The following is a 13789-nucleotide window of genomic DNA, read 5'->3' as shown; positions in this document are numbered from 1 at the left end:
GTTGGTTTAAACAGGGCTGTCTTCCCGGCGTTTCGCGGGAATCTTTATGGTCACCTCCGTTCCCATTCCGGGAGAACTCTGGAAGGTAAGGCCGTAGGAATCTCCGTAGAGACGCTTCAGACGGAGGTTGGTGTTATAGACACCGATGTGTACAGAATCGGAGGTTCCATTTGCCATGGGATCTCCGTTTCCTTCTGCCAGAATGGATTCCAGCTTTTCGGGAGGAATCCCGATGCCGTCGTCGGAGATGAGGAAGACAATGTCCCCGCCCTGCCGCCAGCCCGTCAGAAGGATGTTGCCGCTTTTTTCTTCCTTGTCCATGATTCCGTGGAGCCATGCATTCTCCACAATGGGCTGGAAGGTCAGCTTTGGAATGGTATATTCGGACAGTTCATCCGGCACATCCACGACGAAGCTGACACAGTCGTCGTAACGCATGTTCTGGAGCTCCACGTATAGCTCGGTGTGTTCTAACTCTTCCTCGATGGTGTTCATAAGCCCCCGCTTGCTGAGCGTCAGCTTATAGAAGCGGGAGAGCGTCTGGACCGCCTTCGTAACGTCTTCTTTTCGTCCGGTTCTGGACAGCCAGTTAATCATATCCAGTGTATTATAGAGAAAATGCGGATTAATCTGCGCCTGTAAGGCCCGGAATTCCGCCAGCCTTAAGTCTTCGGAGGCCTTCTCCTGGCTGTTCATCAGATCGTTGATCTCTTCCGTCATATAGTTGTACGTGTCGGTGAGGACGCCGATCTCGTCACAGCCGGTCTCCTCGGCCTCCATCGGCCTGGGCCGGCCTGTACGGACGGATTCCATCTGATAGGCCACCGCGATGATACGGTCCGCGATGGAGACGGAAAGCTTCAGGGCGATGAAGAGGGCGGCGGCGGTGAAGAGGAGGTAGGCCATAATCAGCTGAACCATCAGATTCCGCCCCGCGTCGGTGATGTGGCTGGAGGGCAGCAGGGAGACCATGTACCAGTCCGTGTTCCGGACCGGGAAGTAGGCCGTATATGCGTCGCCATCCGGATACGCCACCAGGGAGAATGTCTTTTCCGGACCGATCTCGGAAAAGAATTCGTCCGCGGGAATGTAGTAGATCCCCGCAAGGGCCATGTCGGAGGCGGATACCATCACGTCACGGCTGTTGATGATGTAGGCTGCCTCTCCCTTGACCGAGGCGTTGTTAATAAGCGCGGAATCGAAGGGCTCACCGTTAAAATACACTGCCAGATAGGCGGAGGCCTGCACAAGCTCCTGATCGGAACCGACAGGCGGCAGATAGGTGATCTTGGAAATATAGGCCAGGCGGCCGAATTCCCCTGCTTCAGACGGACTTAAGTAGAGCTCCGGGCAGAGCAGCTCCCTATCATGCATGGTGCTGAAGATTCCGTACCAGTAGCTGCTGCTGACAGAGGAGACAGGAGCAAACAGCCGGTTGCCCTCGGTATTGTATTTCATCAGATCAGGGTAAACGGAATCATCGTAGTAGATGCGGATTCCCGTGATCATGGTGTTGTCGGTCAGGCTGTCCGTCAAATGAAACAGGCTGTCCATTCGGTTCTGCTCCGGCTCAAACGCCGCTGCATCGCTCTCCGAGAGATAGAAGAGGCGGTGGATAGAGGAAGACTCTTTGAGTGCGTCGGATACATAGGTCACGTGGGACACCAGATTCTCGATCGACGCCGCCGTCTGTGCAGATAAGGCCTGCTCCGAGCGGATGGAGTCGTCCATGACGATGCCGTAAAGCTTTACGAAAATAAAGCCTGATAAGACCGCTGTGGGCAGCAGAATTAAAAGAGCGTGGGAGATAACAAGCTTATTCTTTAGTTTCAGGTCATACGTATAGTGACGCATCATTCGTCTGAAGAAGTTTCTCATGAAAGTATTTTCTCCCTGTATTCAGAAGGGGACAGGCCCACCAGCTTCCGAAAGGTCTTGCTGTAATAGTTGCCGTCGCTGTAGCCCACCTTGGAGGAAATATCGGCGATCTTATAACGGGGATCTCCCAAAAACTGCTTGGACTTCTTGATCCGGTAATTGGTCAGATACTGGTTCAGTGTCTGCCCCGTCTCATTTTTAAACAGCGTGCAGATATAGCTGGAAGACCGGTTCACGTATTCACTGACATCCAGCACAGAGAGCGAGGAGATGGCATAGTTCTGGTGAAGGTATTCCTTGACCTGAAAGACCAGGGGATTCTCCCCCGTGTCCCGGCTTAAATGGTCAAAATACTGCTCGATTTTCTCTGCCAGCAGGCTGTGCAGCTCGGAAAATGTGCGGCAGCGGAGTACGCTGTCCCAGATGGACTGAGGATTTACTCCCTCGCTGCTCCACAGGGAAACGTAGTTCATGATGCCGTTTTCGTCCAGCTTTACAAGGTATTTGTAGTAGATATCCTTCACCTGGCTGGGCAGAAGCGGCTGGCCGTTCAAGATGGAGTCGTGGAGCTGTCTCACCAGCTCCAGCGCCTTCTCCTTCTGTTTTTCCGAGAGGGCCAGGCCAAAGTCCATCAGCACATCGGCGGGCGGGCAGAGGGCTGCCGGTTTATCGTAATCGGTCAAAATGGAATTGAACTCGTGAAAAAAGCTGTTTTCCAGGAGGAGCTTCGCCTTCTCGTAAGAGAGATGGACGGAGGCGGCACCCGTGACGATGGGGCCTGCCGCGAGGAAAAAGCGGCAGTATTTGTCGAAACTCTCCTGTAAGAACAGGGCGCATCGTTTAACGGCCTCCTTATCCGGCTTTTTCTCAGAATATATATGTACGATCACATAGCGGTCGGAGCGGAAGGCATAGACCTGCTTTAATCCCAGCTCCTTTAACAAGATCAGGAAATTCTCCCGCGCCTCATCCATCGGGATCTCCGGAAGCTCGGAGAGCGGCGTCATGCTGTCCACGATGATTGTGAAAAACGAGGTGGCGGGACCGATAGTAAGCTCCAGCTGGCTGCTCAGCTCCAGCGCTGCCGCCTCGCTGCCCGGAAGCGACAGAAGGTGGGCCAGATGGCCTTTCTGCTCCTTTTCCTGTATCATGACGGCGCTCCGCGTGTGGCTGCGCACCTGGCAGTTTAACAGGGCCTCGGCCAGGGCGTCGTCGAGCTCGGAGAGGCTCAGTGGTTTCTCTACGTAACGGACAGCCTTCAGTTTAATGGCTGCCTTTAAATACTCTTTATCAGAATAGGCGCTCATGAAAATAATAGCGGTGTCAGGATTCTTTTCCAGTATGGCTTCTGCCATCTCAACACCTGTCATCCGGGGCATCCTCACATCGGTTAAGACAATGTCCGGCTGTTCGGAGACCGCAGTCTCCAGGCCGTGTACCCCGTCGTCGGCGAGAAGTATGGAGTCAAAAGGCAGAGAAAGCCTGGCGATGCTGTCACGGATTCCTTCGCGGGTCAGTTTTTCGTCGTCTACAATCAGCAGTTTCATCGTATCTTTCTCCTTCCAAAAATGCGGGAACGCCAGAACGTTCCCGGTTTCATGTTTAGTAAACATGGAATATAAATATTGTAACAGGAAATAGGAAATATGCAACGAAAATAGACAAATTACCCCATGGGTAGTATACTGGAATATAATGGAAACTAAAGAAGAGACAGCGGAGGGAAGACGGTGAAACGGTTCTGGCTGATAATAGGACTTCTGACCCTTTTAAGCCTTGCGGCGTGCAGTGCTGCGGGGCTGGTGGCGGAGAATCCGGAATATGCAATAATCATGAAATCAAAAGATAACCAGTATAATGAAGAAGTGGCGGAATCGTTCCGCCAGGTGACAGAGGAAGCGGGATATCGCTGCGAGGTGCTGTATCCGGAATCGGCGAGGGCCCAGGATCAGGTGATTCTTGTGCGCCGTATGATGCGGGAGAGGGTGAAAGCCATCGCCATCGCGGTCAGTGACGAACATGCGCTCGCTCCCGTGTTAAAGGAGGCGATGGCAAAAGGAATCGTGGTCACTACTTTAGATTCTGACACGGAAAAGGACAGCCGCAGCATTTATGTGAGCCCGGCCGATCCAAAGGAGACAGGCGCCAGTCTGGTGCACGCGGTCAGGGACTGTATGGATGGGGAGGGCCAGTGGGCAATCCTTTCGGCCCAGGCCCGTTCCGCCAATCAGAGCCAGTGGATTCACGCCATGATGGAAGAACTGGAACAGCCGGAGTATCAGAACATGCGTCTCGTGGATATTGTATATGGGGAGGATGATTATAAGGCCTCCGAAGCCAGGACGAGAGAGCTGATTGAGAAGTACCCGGCTCTTAAAGCGATCTGTGCGCCCACCACGGTAGGGATTAAGGCCGCTGCGGATGTCGTAAAAGAGCAGGGACTTGAGGGACAGATCAGGGTAACAGGTCTTGGGATCCCACCCATGTCTGAGAAAGACACTGTTTCTGACGGCGCCTGCGTGTGCCCGGAGTTAAATCTCTGGAATCCGGCTGCTTTAGGAGAGCTGTCTGCCCAGGTGTCCATGGCACTGGTTAATCAGGAGCTTACAGTGAGAGAAGGAGCGGTATTCAAAACGGAAGACGGCAGGGACTATCCGATTCACGAGGGCGCCGGCGGCGGTCTGGAGGTGACGGCGGGCGATCCCGCATCACCGGATGAGGGCGGCAGCGGCCTGTGAAACGGGGATAAATGGCAAAAACGAAATATTTTCCAGTATTTAGAAAAATATTACCGTAGAAATGTCGAATCGTGTCGTGGTATGATATAAACTGTCAGAAAACAAAGGGGTGATAAAAATGAAGCATATTTTCGTAACGTTTGACCAGGCAGAACAGATCTTTTCATTTGTAAAAATTATGAGCAAATGTGATTTTGATGCGGACGTAAAACTGGGAAGCCGTATAGTAGATGCGAAGTCGATTGTTGGAGTGCTGTCCCTTGCTAAATCGAGAACAGTAGAAGTTATCTTCCATACAGATAACTGTGATAATATAATTGATCAGATAGCAGCTATCGTTCCCATCGCTGCGTGAAGAAAAAGCAAAATCAGGCCGAATAAGCCATAGAGTTTCAAGTGCCGGAAGGCAGAGAAAGTAAAAGGTAGAACCGTTTACTTTCTCTGCCTTCTTTTTGTGTAACAGCTGCTTCAGAGGGGCTCTCTCATGAACCCGTGGACTGGTAATGGGACAATCCGAAACGCCACAGGCAGGCCGCCGGAATTAAGAAGAGGCAGGCGGGCAGCGGAAGAAGGGCGTACCAGTCCCTGGCCGTTTTGCCGGTCAGATAGAGGAAGGGATAGTACTGGAACAGGGAAAACGGCACCAGGAAGGTGCAGATCGTGAGCACCGTCTTTCCGTAAATGGCGACCGGATACTTACCGTATTCCCGCGCACCATCCGTGAACACGTTCATGAACTCCAGCCCCTCCAGAGTGAAGAAACAGATGGAGGCAAAGATGATGTAGACAGCGGCAAACACGAGGGTCCCGCCTCCGATCATGAGAACCAGCGTGAGCACCCGCATCGGTGTCCAGAGAATACCGCTTTTCGCCACTCCGTAAGCCAGCATGACGACAGCCTGGAGAAGCCGTCCGATCCTTGTAAGCTCGATCTTGCTGCACAGCACCAGGAAGACGCAGCTGCCCGGCCGCAGCAGGATCCGGTCGAATTCACCGTTTCCAATCATCAGGTTGAAGGTATCGAAGCTGCGGAAAAATGTCTCCGCCAGCGTGTACGCCATCAGCGTGATGGAAAAACATAAGAGCACCTCCGGATAGATGAAGCCGGAAACCTCATGAAAACGCGTCATCATGAAGTAGACGCCCAGAAACGCGTTAAAAGAGACGAGAAACTGTCCCAGCATGGTGAAAAAGAACGAAGCCTTGTGCTGCATCATGCTTTTTAACTGCATTTCAAAAAAACGAAAATAAAGCCGTACTGCTTTCATAAAAGATTCCTCCTTTTTCTCAACCGCCCTGTATGACAACGTGTTTCAATGCATGGCGTTCCATGGCCCGGCCGGCGGCCAGCATCACAAGCAGCCAGAAGACCTGTAGCGAAATGCTTAAGTATATCTCACGGCCGCTCAAATCACCGCCGAAGATGCGGAACGGCACATTCTGTATGGAGGCAAAGGGTAGCAGGCTGACGACAGCTCCTATATTTCCCGGCAAAAAGGGCAGGGGGATGACGGCGCCGCTGAAAAAATCGAAGAGCGACGAGACGATCAGCCGGATTCCCTGAGAGGAAATGGTATAAAAAACAGACATATAGACCACCATGTTAAGCGCAGTGACGATGAACAGCGCCAGAACCATGGAAAGTACGGTAAAAAACCAGGTTCCCGGATGGGATGGCAGTGTGAGGCCGTAGGGCTTCGGAAGGAGAAGGGCTACGATGAGAATCGGCATACAGCGCAGCACCGCCTTTGACAGACGGACGGCCAGACTCCGGACATACCACATATTATAGAGGCGCACGGGACGGCAGAGCTCGTAGGCTACATTACCCGTGGTGATGGAATCAAACAGCTCCATCTCCCAGAACCAAGCCATGTAGAGGGCCAAAAACGCCTGCTGAAGCCAGACGTAGGTCGACAGCGCCTGAAAGGTCATGGGAAATGATGAGGAATCCGCCTGGTAGAAGGCCCGGAACAGTAAAATCTCCATGGCGCCCCAGACAAACTGGGTGACCATGCCTGACACCGCGGCAGTCCGGTACTGCAGCCCGTGTAGGAAGCGAATCCGGAAAAATGAGAGGTATTTTTTCATAAGCCGCCTCCTAAATCCGATAATCGCGGTACAGATCCGCGACCATCTCATCCAAAGTTTCCCCTTCTTCCCGGCAGTGATTTTTCAGTGACTCGAAGGTGCCGTCTAAAAGCAGACGGCCTCTTCCGATCAGCATGACCCGGTCTGCCATGGCTTCTATGTCCTGCATGTCATGGGTGGTCAGGAGGACCGTGGTGCCGTGAATTCTGTTCTGTCTGCGGATAAATTCACGGACTGCCAGCTTGGAGACGGCATCCAGGCCGATGGTCGGTTCATCCAGAAATAAGATTTTCGGCCGGTGCAGCAGGGAGGCGGCGATTTCGCAGCGCATCCGCTGGCCGAGGGACAGCTGTCTGGCAGGCGTCCGCATGATTTCACTCAAGGACAGTAAATCTACAAGCTCGTCGAGTGCGTCTTCGTAATGTGTCTGGGGAATTTCATAGATGTCGCGGAGAAGTTCGAAGGAATCGATGACGGGCACGTCCCACCAGAGCTGTGAGCGCTGGCCGAATACGACGCCGATCTCTTTTACGTGTTCCCTCCGTTCCTTCCAGGGTATCCGGCCGTCAATGAGGCAGGTTCCGCTGTCGGGAGTCAGAATTCCGCTTAAGATTTTGATGGTGGAGCTTTTTCCCGCGCCGTTGGGGCCTATGTAGCCGACCATCTCACCGTCTCCGATGGTGAAGGTGATGTCGTTCAGCGCATGGACATAGTCCACTTCTCTGTGAAAAAGCGCCCTGACCGCTTCAGAAAAGCCGGCGCTCCTTCTTGCGACTTTAAAAGTCTTGTTCACATGTTCCACTTGAATCATAATGGTTCCTCCTGGTAGTAATATTATGGAACGTGTACTTTCTGACAGAGGACAGCCGGCTGCAGATCTGTCGTAACAGTGAGTGCGTTCTAATATCTTGCCAAGCGGTGGAATGCCTCAAAAACCGCATTCCTCTCCGGGAGGTGACTGTGCAGCAGGAAATGACGCCTGCTTCCCGGGGACTCTACCGTGGTATCAATATTCTCTTTTCCCGATTCCCGGAATGGGATGAAGGCGGGAGAAAGGAACTTCATTTTAGCACCGGAGAGGGCAAAAGTCAACGGAAAAAGGGTATTGACTTATTCATAAAATGTGATAATATAAACATATGAACAGTTATTCATATGATGGAATAAAATAAGAACAAGAAGGAGGTAAATCATGGAGGATGGAAACAGAATGGATCTGCAGGACAGCGAGGCACCTCACTGTGATTTTATATCGGTCCACGAGGACATTGTAAACCGTGTCATGCAGGTGATGCCGGCTGACCAGCAGCTTCTGGATCTGGCCGAATTCTTCCGGGTATTCGGAGATTCTACCAGAATCAGGATCCTGTATGTACTCAGCCAGTCCGAGATGTGCGTTTGCGATATCGCAGGCCTGTTGAAGATGGGGCAGTCAGCGATATCCCATCAGCTGCGCGTCCTAAAGCAGATGCGTCTGGTAAAGTTCAGGCGGGACGGAAAAACCGTATTTTATTCCCTTGCAGACGGCCATATCGAGACGATTCTGGCCCAGGGCATGGAACATATCTGCGAATAAGAGAAAAGAAAAAGGAGAGAGTAAGGTATGAGAAAGATTATTAAATTAGAAGGTTTATGCTGTGCAAACTGTGCTTCAAAGATCGAGACTGAGGTTTCGAAGCTGGCAGGCGTGAAGTCTGCGGCACTCAGCTTTATGACGCAGAGACTGACCATGGAGGTCGAGGACGACCGTGCAGACGCGATTGTGGAAGAAAGCAGAAAAATTGCATATAAGATAGAACCGGAAGCAGAATTCAAGGTACTCCGGTAAACGTTAAGGAGCAGCGATGACGAAAAAACAGAAAACGATGGTAGTAAGGCTGGCGGTCAGCGCGGTATTTCTGATCGCGGGAGCCCTGATGGAAGGGAAGACGGCTTATGCCTGGATTCCGTTTGTGATTTCCTATCTGTCGGCCGGATATGACATTCCGCTCAAGGCGGTGCGCAACATTTCCCATGGCCAGGTATTTGATGAGAATTTCCTGATGACAGTGGCAACCTTCGGAGCGATCGGATGCGGGGCCCTGGAAGAAGCGGTTGCGGTCATGCTGTTTTATCAGGTAGGAGAGTTATTCAGCGATTATGCTGTCAACAAGTCGAGAAAGTCCATCACCGAGCTGATGGATATCAACCCGGAGTATGCTAACCTGGTCCGGGATGGAAAAGAAGAGAAGGTCGATCCGTATGAAGTCGAAATCGGAGATACGATCGTCGTTAAGCCAGGGGAAAAGGTGCCGCTCGACGGCGTGATTATAAAAGGAAGCTCCAGCCTTGATACGAAGGCGCTGACCGGAGAGTCCATGCCGGTGGAGGTAAAGGATCATGATCCGATCATCAGCGGCTCCATCAATTTGAACGGAGTTCTGGAGGTTCAGGTGACGAAGCTGTTCGACGACTCCACCGTGGCTAAGATCCTGGAACTGGTGGAAAATGCCAGCTCCAGAAAGGCAAAGGCCGAGAACTTCATTACGAAATTTGCCAGAGTGTATACCCCAGTGGTCGTCTGTCTGGCGCTGGTTCTGGCTATTATTCCGCCTCTGCTCACAGCCGGAAACTGGGGAATCTGGATTTACCGCGCGTGCAGTTTCCTGGTTGTGTCCTGCCCATGCGCACTGGTTATCTCCGTTCCGCTCAGCTTCTTCGGCGGTCTGGGAGCGGCTTCAAAGCAGGGCATCCTGATGAAGGGAAGCAACTATCTGGAAGCGGTGGCGTCACTCGATACGGTGGTATTTGATAAGACAGGAACGCTGACCACAGGAAAGTTCCAGGTGACACGGGTAAAACCGGTGGAAGGAACGAAGGACGAACTGCTTGAACTGGCGGCCTACGGAGAGTTTCATTCCAACCATCCGATTGCCCTGTCGGTGAAGGACGCATATGGAAAGCGCGTGGAGGAATCCAGGATCGTCACGGCGGAAGAGATTGCCGGGCACGGAATCCACGCCGTACTGGATCTGGAGAACGGCAGAAAAGACTTATATATCGGTAACGAACGGCTGATGAAGGCACAGGGAATCACCATTACGGATGTGCCGGAAATCATGGGAACATCCCTCTACATCGCAGAAGGCGGCGTGTTCCTCGGTTCCATCATCATATCCGATACGGTGCGCGAGGATGTGCCGGAAGCGCTGCACGGACTGAGAAGAGCCGGTGTCAGACGTCTCATAATGCTGACCGGAGACAAACCGGAAGTGGGCAGGGCGGTTGCAGATAAGCTGAGCCTCGATGAAGCGTATGGCGGCCTCCTGCCGGGGGATAAAGTGGGGAAGGTAGAAGAGCTCCTCACTACGAAGCCGGAAGGCAGCACACTGGGATTCGTGGGTGACGGCATCAATGACGCCCCTGTTCTTGCCAGGGCGGATATCGGTATCGCCATGGGCGGAATCGGTTCCGACGCGGCAGTGGAAGCGGCGGATGTGGTGATTATGACAGATGAACCTTCCAAACTCGTGGATGCCATCGTTATCGCCAGAAAAACCATGCGGATTGTAAAACAGAATATTATATTTGCAATCGGTGTCAAGGTGCTGGTTTTGATTCTAACAGCATTTGGATTTGCAACCATGTGGGCGGCGGTATTCGCCGATGTGGGTGTTTCGGTACTGGCGATCTTAAATGCCATCCGGGCGCTGAATTATAAGAAGGCGCGGGAGAAGGCGTTTGAGGGCAGCGCAGGTACGGAAGTTTAAGGGAAATGGCCCCATACCTTTGCGGGAAAACCGGAGGGTATGGGGCTTTATTTTTGATAAAATTGACCGCTGAAATTTCAACTGTATTATTTTATTTTGACAGTTTCTTTTTCGCCAATTCTCTGCTACAATAAAACTATTCATTTAGTGAGCGGAACGTCTTCCGTTCATTCTGATTATCCGGCATTTCGCCGATAGACTCACTCAAACTTAACTGAAAATTAAAAAAGGAGACCATGCGTATGAAAAACACAGAGTATCTGTCGAATGGTATGGGCGGCATTGTGCTGTCCGCAAAGGAGGCGCAAGACGTCCTGAGGACTTCGCCCGCCTATGAGGAGTATTTGAGTCTGACAGAGGATTTCAGGCGGGAAATCCTTGATATTGTCAGAGGAGCAAAAGGGTTAAGGATTACATACGACCCGTTTTTTAAGCATGTATTTGATCCTGTGCTGCATGGGGAACGGCTGTCCCGTCTTCTGACGGTTATCATTGGGCAGCAGGTGACAGTAAAACAGGTTCTGCCTTCCCAGTTTAAGCGTCTGACAGCTGAGGCGTCGTTGATTATCATGGATATTGTCGTGGAACTGGAATCCGGTGCGCTGGCCAATGTGGAGATTCAGAAGGTAGGTTACCGCTTCCCGGGGCAGAGAAGCGCCTGCTATCTTTATAGCGCTTGACATTTTCAGGGAAATCACTCACAATATAGATAAAGAGCTGGATGCGTGGCTGTATTTTTTAAGTTCGGATGAACCGGAGGAGTTGATAGCGATGTATAACGAGACGCTGGCATTGTTTGATAAGAATACGGTGGAGCTGATGATTGAAGAGCAGCAGGAAGAGATTAAGAAGCTGGCGGAAGAAGTCAGGAATAAGAAGGCGGAGCTGGAACAGAGCAAAGCAGATCAGAGAGAGAAGGATAAAGAATTAAGGAAAAGAGACGAAGAACTGGCGCGGCTGCGGAGGGAAATTGAGCGGCTCGGCGGGAATGCCGGGGAATGATTTTGCTGCTTACTATTAGGAGACTTGAGAAGGGAGGGCTGTCGGTTGTACAGTCGTCCCTTTTTGCGGATGACTGGATTATTTTCCAAAGATGAATAAAATGCTTCCAGAATAAGAATAAAAATACATTGACAAACTTTTTTCAAGCTGTTATATTTTATGCATATAACGGGGGTGATGTAAGAGAATTTCATCGGGGCGGACGCTCCGGTCAGGGGTTCTGGCACATCACGCCCCTTTTTGTGTCTGGGGATGTGCTCCTGCTACACAAAAAGCCCTGCGGGCAGGAACGCGCGCCACGCTTAACCGGGTATGCGTGCTTCTGCGCGGGAGTCCGGCCTGCCGGATTCTTTGTTGTGCAGAAGTGAGTAAGAAGAGAGGAAAGGGAGACGCTATTATGAGCAAATACAGTAAGGAAGATATCTTCCGAATCGTGGAAGAGGAAGATGTGGAGTTTATCCGGCTTCAATTCACTGACATTTTTGGTATGCTGAAAAATGTTGCCATCACATCGAGCCAGCTGAAGAAGGCGCTCGATAACCGCTGCATGTTTGACGGGTCCTCAATCGAGGGCTTTGTGCGGATCGAGGAATCCGATATGTATTTATATCCGGATCTGGATACCTTTGAGATTTTTCCGTGGCGCCCGCAGCAGGGAAAGGTGGCGCGGCTGATGTGTGACGTCTACCGTCCCAATAAGACTCCGTTTGAGGGAGATCCGCGGTATGTGCTGAGAAGCGTGCTAAAGGAAGCGGCCGATATGGGGTTTGTCTTTAACGCCGGACCGGAATGCGAATTTTTTATTTTTCAGACAGACGAGGAAGGACGACCGACGACGGAGACCCAAGAAATGGCCGGGTACTTCGACGTGGCTCCTATTGATCAGGGAGAGAATGTCCGCCGGGATATCGTGCTCAATCTGGAGGATATGGGATTTATGATAGAGGCCTCTCACCACGAGATGGCGCCGGGACAGCATGAAATCGACTTCGAATACGCGGAAGGGCTGGTGACAGCCGACAATGTCATGACGTTTAAGATGGCAGTAAAAGCGATTGCGAAACGCCACGGCCTTCATGCCACATTTATGCCGAAGCCGAAGGCGGGAGTCAATGGATCGGGTATGCATTTAAATATGTCCCTGTCTGATTTAAATGGAAAGAACTTATTTGAGGATGAGGCGGATCCTCTGGGGCTCAGCCAGCTCGCCTACCAGTTTATGGCCGGCATCCTCTGCCATATGAAGGAGATGACCATTTTAACGAATCCGCTGGTGAATTCCTACAAGCGGCTCGTACCCGGGTACGACGCGCCCATCTATATCGCGTGGTCCGCAAAGGCAAACCGCAGTCCGCTGATTCGGATTCCGTCGTCGAGAGGAGAGAGCACCCGGATCGAGCTGCGCTGCCCGGACCCTTCCGTCAATCCGTATCTGGCGCTGGCGGCCTGCCTGGCGGCTGGCCTGGACGGGATTAAAAAAGGTATGGTTCCGCCCGACAGTGTAGATACTAATATTTATACCATGGCGCCGGAGGAGGTTCTTGCGCGCGGTATATCCAGGCTTCCTGAGACGCTCGGTGAGGCCATCGAGGAATTTAAGAGCAGCGGATTCATGAAAGAGGTTCTGGGAGAGCATATTTATACCAAGTATCTGGAGGCCAAGGAAGCCGAATGGCGGATGTTCCGGGCGTACGTAACGGATTGGGAGACAAAGGAGTACTTGTATAAGTATTGATTTTTTTGTTTCGCAGCTGATTCGATACCCTGGAGGTGAGTGCGCTTGGCCAATGTGATTGTGGCGTTCTCCAAACCGGAGGACGCGAAAAATATTAGGAATATCCTTGCAAAAAATGGCTTTTCGGTCGCGTCGGTCTGTACTTCCGGCGCACAGGCCATTAACAGCGCCGATGAACTGGGAAGCGGGATTGTGGTATGCGGGGCCAGATTTGCAGACATGGTGTACGAGGAGCTCCACGACTGTCTGCCGCCGGGAGTCCGGATGCTTTTGGTGGCATCGCCGGGACTCTGGAACGGAAGAGCGCCGGAGGATGTGGTCTGTCTCGGACTGCCCCTGAAGGTTCACGATCTGATCAGCACTCTGGAGATGATGATGGAATCGCTGGTCAGGAGAAGGAGAAAACAGAGACTGAAGCCCCTGGAACGGAGCAGGGAAGAACAGGAATTAATCAAACAGGCGAAGGAACTTCTGATGGACAGAAACCATATGACCGAGACGGATGCCCACCGCTATCTGCAGAAATGCAGCATGGACAGCGGCACCAACATGGTGGAAACCGCGCAGATGATCATGAGCCTGATTAACAGATAAGG

The 13789-nt window shown here is 51.9% G+C and carries 14 protein-coding genes; 9 read left to right on the top strand and 5 right to left on the bottom strand.

From position 1 onward, the window contains the following. Positions 1–6 precede the first annotated feature (6 nt). Both H8S80_RS28615 and H8S80_RS28610 read right to left on the bottom strand, forming a co-directional pair. Entirely contained in the window at positions 7–1878 is a 1872-nt protein-coding gene (locus H8S80_RS28615; RefSeq protein ID WP_002603167.1) for a sensor histidine kinase, read from the bottom strand. Next, positions 1875–3425 carry a response regulator transcription factor gene (locus H8S80_RS28610; protein ID WP_117633102.1) on the bottom strand — a complete coding sequence of 517 codons (1551 nt, stop codon included), beginning with the start codon at positions 3423–3425 and terminating at the stop codon, positions 1875–1877. Before H8S80_RS28610 ends, H8S80_RS28615 begins: the two co-directional genes overlap by 4 nt. 183 nt (positions 3426–3608) lie before the next feature. Between H8S80_RS28610 and H8S80_RS28605 the strand changes: the two genes are divergently transcribed. Together H8S80_RS28605 and H8S80_RS28600 are read left to right on the top strand one after the other, a co-directional pair. Further along, positions 3609–4616 carry a substrate-binding domain-containing protein gene (locus H8S80_RS28605; protein WP_002603169.1) on the top strand — a complete coding sequence of 336 codons (1008 nt, stop codon included), beginning with the start codon at positions 3609–3611 and terminating at the stop codon, positions 4614–4616. 118 nt (positions 4617–4734) lie between these two features. After that, positions 4735–4971 carry an HPr family phosphocarrier protein gene (locus H8S80_RS28600; protein WP_002603170.1) on the top strand — a complete coding sequence of 79 codons (237 nt, stop codon included), beginning with the start codon at positions 4735–4737 and terminating at the stop codon, positions 4969–4971. A 127-nt stretch (positions 4972–5098) separates the two neighbouring features. On the opposite strand, the gene H8S80_RS28595 is transcribed toward H8S80_RS28600, so the two are convergent. From H8S80_RS28595 to H8S80_RS28585, 3 genes are read right to left on the bottom strand one after another with little or no spacing between them, the layout of a single operon-like run. Beyond that, a complete protein-coding gene (locus H8S80_RS28595) occupies positions 5099–5884 on the bottom strand; it encodes an ABC transporter permease (RefSeq protein ID WP_002603171.1) in 786 nt (261 codons plus the stop codon). A 19-nt stretch (positions 5885–5903) separates the two neighbouring features. Then, the gene (locus H8S80_RS28590; protein ID WP_002603172.1) at positions 5904–6707 is read right to left on the bottom strand and encodes an ABC transporter permease; all 804 of its coding nucleotides are present in this window, start codon (positions 6705–6707) and stop codon (positions 5904–5906) included. Positions 6708–6717: 10 nt separating this feature from the next. Next, on the bottom strand, positions 6718–7518 hold the full coding sequence (locus tag H8S80_RS28585; protein ID WP_117633101.1) for an ABC transporter ATP-binding protein: 801 nt from the start codon (positions 7516–7518) through the stop codon (positions 6718–6720). Positions 7519–7917: 399 nt separating this feature from the next. Here H8S80_RS28585 and H8S80_RS28580 point away from each other — a divergent pair, with 399 nt between their 5' ends. The 7 genes from H8S80_RS28580 (at position 7918) to H8S80_RS28550 (ending at position 13787) form a co-directional block, all read left to right on the top strand. After that, positions 7918–8283, top strand: coding sequence for an ArsR/SmtB family transcription factor (locus H8S80_RS28580; RefSeq protein WP_025531196.1), 366 nt, complete (start codon positions 7918–7920; stop codon positions 8281–8283). Positions 8284–8310: 27 nt separating this feature from the next. Continuing rightward, positions 8311–8535, top strand: coding sequence for a cation transporter (locus H8S80_RS28575; protein ID WP_002603175.1), 225 nt, complete (start codon positions 8311–8313; stop codon positions 8533–8535). A gap of 16 nt (positions 8536–8551) precedes the next feature. Continuing rightward, positions 8552–10456: a heavy metal translocating P-type ATPase gene (locus H8S80_RS28570; RefSeq protein ID WP_117633100.1), complete on the top strand. Its 1905-nt coding sequence runs from the start codon at positions 8552–8554 to the stop codon at positions 10454–10456. Positions 10457–10698: 242 nt separating this feature from the next. Further along, positions 10699–11136 (top strand): hypothetical protein, encoded by a 438-nt coding sequence (locus H8S80_RS28565; protein WP_117633099.1) that lies wholly within the window; start codon positions 10699–10701, stop codon positions 11134–11136. A 91-nt stretch (positions 11137–11227) separates the two neighbouring features. After that, the gene (locus H8S80_RS28560; protein WP_002603178.1) at positions 11228–11458 is read left to right on the top strand and encodes a hypothetical protein; all 231 of its coding nucleotides are present in this window, start codon (positions 11228–11230) and stop codon (positions 11456–11458) included. Between the two features lie 397 nt (positions 11459–11855). Further along, entirely contained in the window at positions 11856–13193 is a 1338-nt protein-coding gene (glnA, locus tag H8S80_RS28555) for a type I glutamate--ammonia ligase (RefSeq protein WP_002603179.1), read from the top strand. Positions 13194–13238: 45 nt separating this feature from the next. Then, the gene (locus tag H8S80_RS28550) at positions 13239–13787 is read left to right on the top strand and encodes an ANTAR domain-containing response regulator (protein ID WP_025531200.1); all 549 of its coding nucleotides are present in this window, start codon (positions 13239–13241) and stop codon (positions 13785–13787) included. Positions 13788–13789 lie beyond the last annotated feature (2 nt).

The sequence above is a fragment of the Hungatella sp. L36 genome (assembly GCF_014288035.1).
This window is presented reverse-complemented; position numbering and strand designations above follow the sequence as displayed.

What these genes read in the sequence shown, in the direction of transcription:
- H8S80_RS28570 (WP_117633100.1), top strand. Translation starts at nt 8,552, where the DNA reads ATGACGAAAAAACAGAAAACGATGGTAGTAAGGCTGGCGGTCAGCGCG.
- H8S80_RS28600 (WP_002603170.1), top strand. Translation starts at nt 4,735, where the DNA reads ATGAAGCATATTTTCGTAACGTTTGACCAGGCAGAACAGATCTTTTCA.
- H8S80_RS28610 (WP_117633102.1), bottom strand. Translation starts at nt 3,425, where the DNA reads ATGAAACTGCTGATTGTAGACGACGAAAAACTGACCCGCGAAGGAATC.
- H8S80_RS28615 (WP_002603167.1), bottom strand. Translation starts at nt 1,878, where the DNA reads ATGAGAAACTTCTTCAGACGAATGATGCGTCACTATACGTATGACCTG.
- H8S80_RS28595 (WP_002603171.1), bottom strand. Translation starts at nt 5,884, where the DNA reads ATGAAAGCAGTACGGCTTTATTTTCGTTTTTTTGAAATGCAGTTAAAA.
- H8S80_RS28580 (WP_025531196.1), top strand. Translation starts at nt 7,918, where the DNA reads ATGGATCTGCAGGACAGCGAGGCACCTCACTGTGATTTTATATCGGTC.
- glnA (WP_002603179.1), top strand. Translation starts at nt 11,856, where the DNA reads ATGAGCAAATACAGTAAGGAAGATATCTTCCGAATCGTGGAAGAGGAA.
- H8S80_RS28565 (WP_117633099.1), top strand. Translation starts at nt 10,699, where the DNA reads ATGAAAAACACAGAGTATCTGTCGAATGGTATGGGCGGCATTGTGCTG.
- H8S80_RS28585 (WP_117633101.1), bottom strand. Translation starts at nt 7,518, where the DNA reads ATGATTCAAGTGGAACATGTGAACAAGACTTTTAAAGTCGCAAGAAGG.
- H8S80_RS28575 (WP_002603175.1), top strand. Translation starts at nt 8,311, where the DNA reads ATGAGAAAGATTATTAAATTAGAAGGTTTATGCTGTGCAAACTGTGCT.
- H8S80_RS28560 (WP_002603178.1), top strand. Translation starts at nt 11,228, where the DNA reads ATGTATAACGAGACGCTGGCATTGTTTGATAAGAATACGGTGGAGCTG.
- H8S80_RS28590 (WP_002603172.1), bottom strand. Translation starts at nt 6,707, where the DNA reads ATGAAAAAATACCTCTCATTTTTCCGGATTCGCTTCCTACACGGGCTG.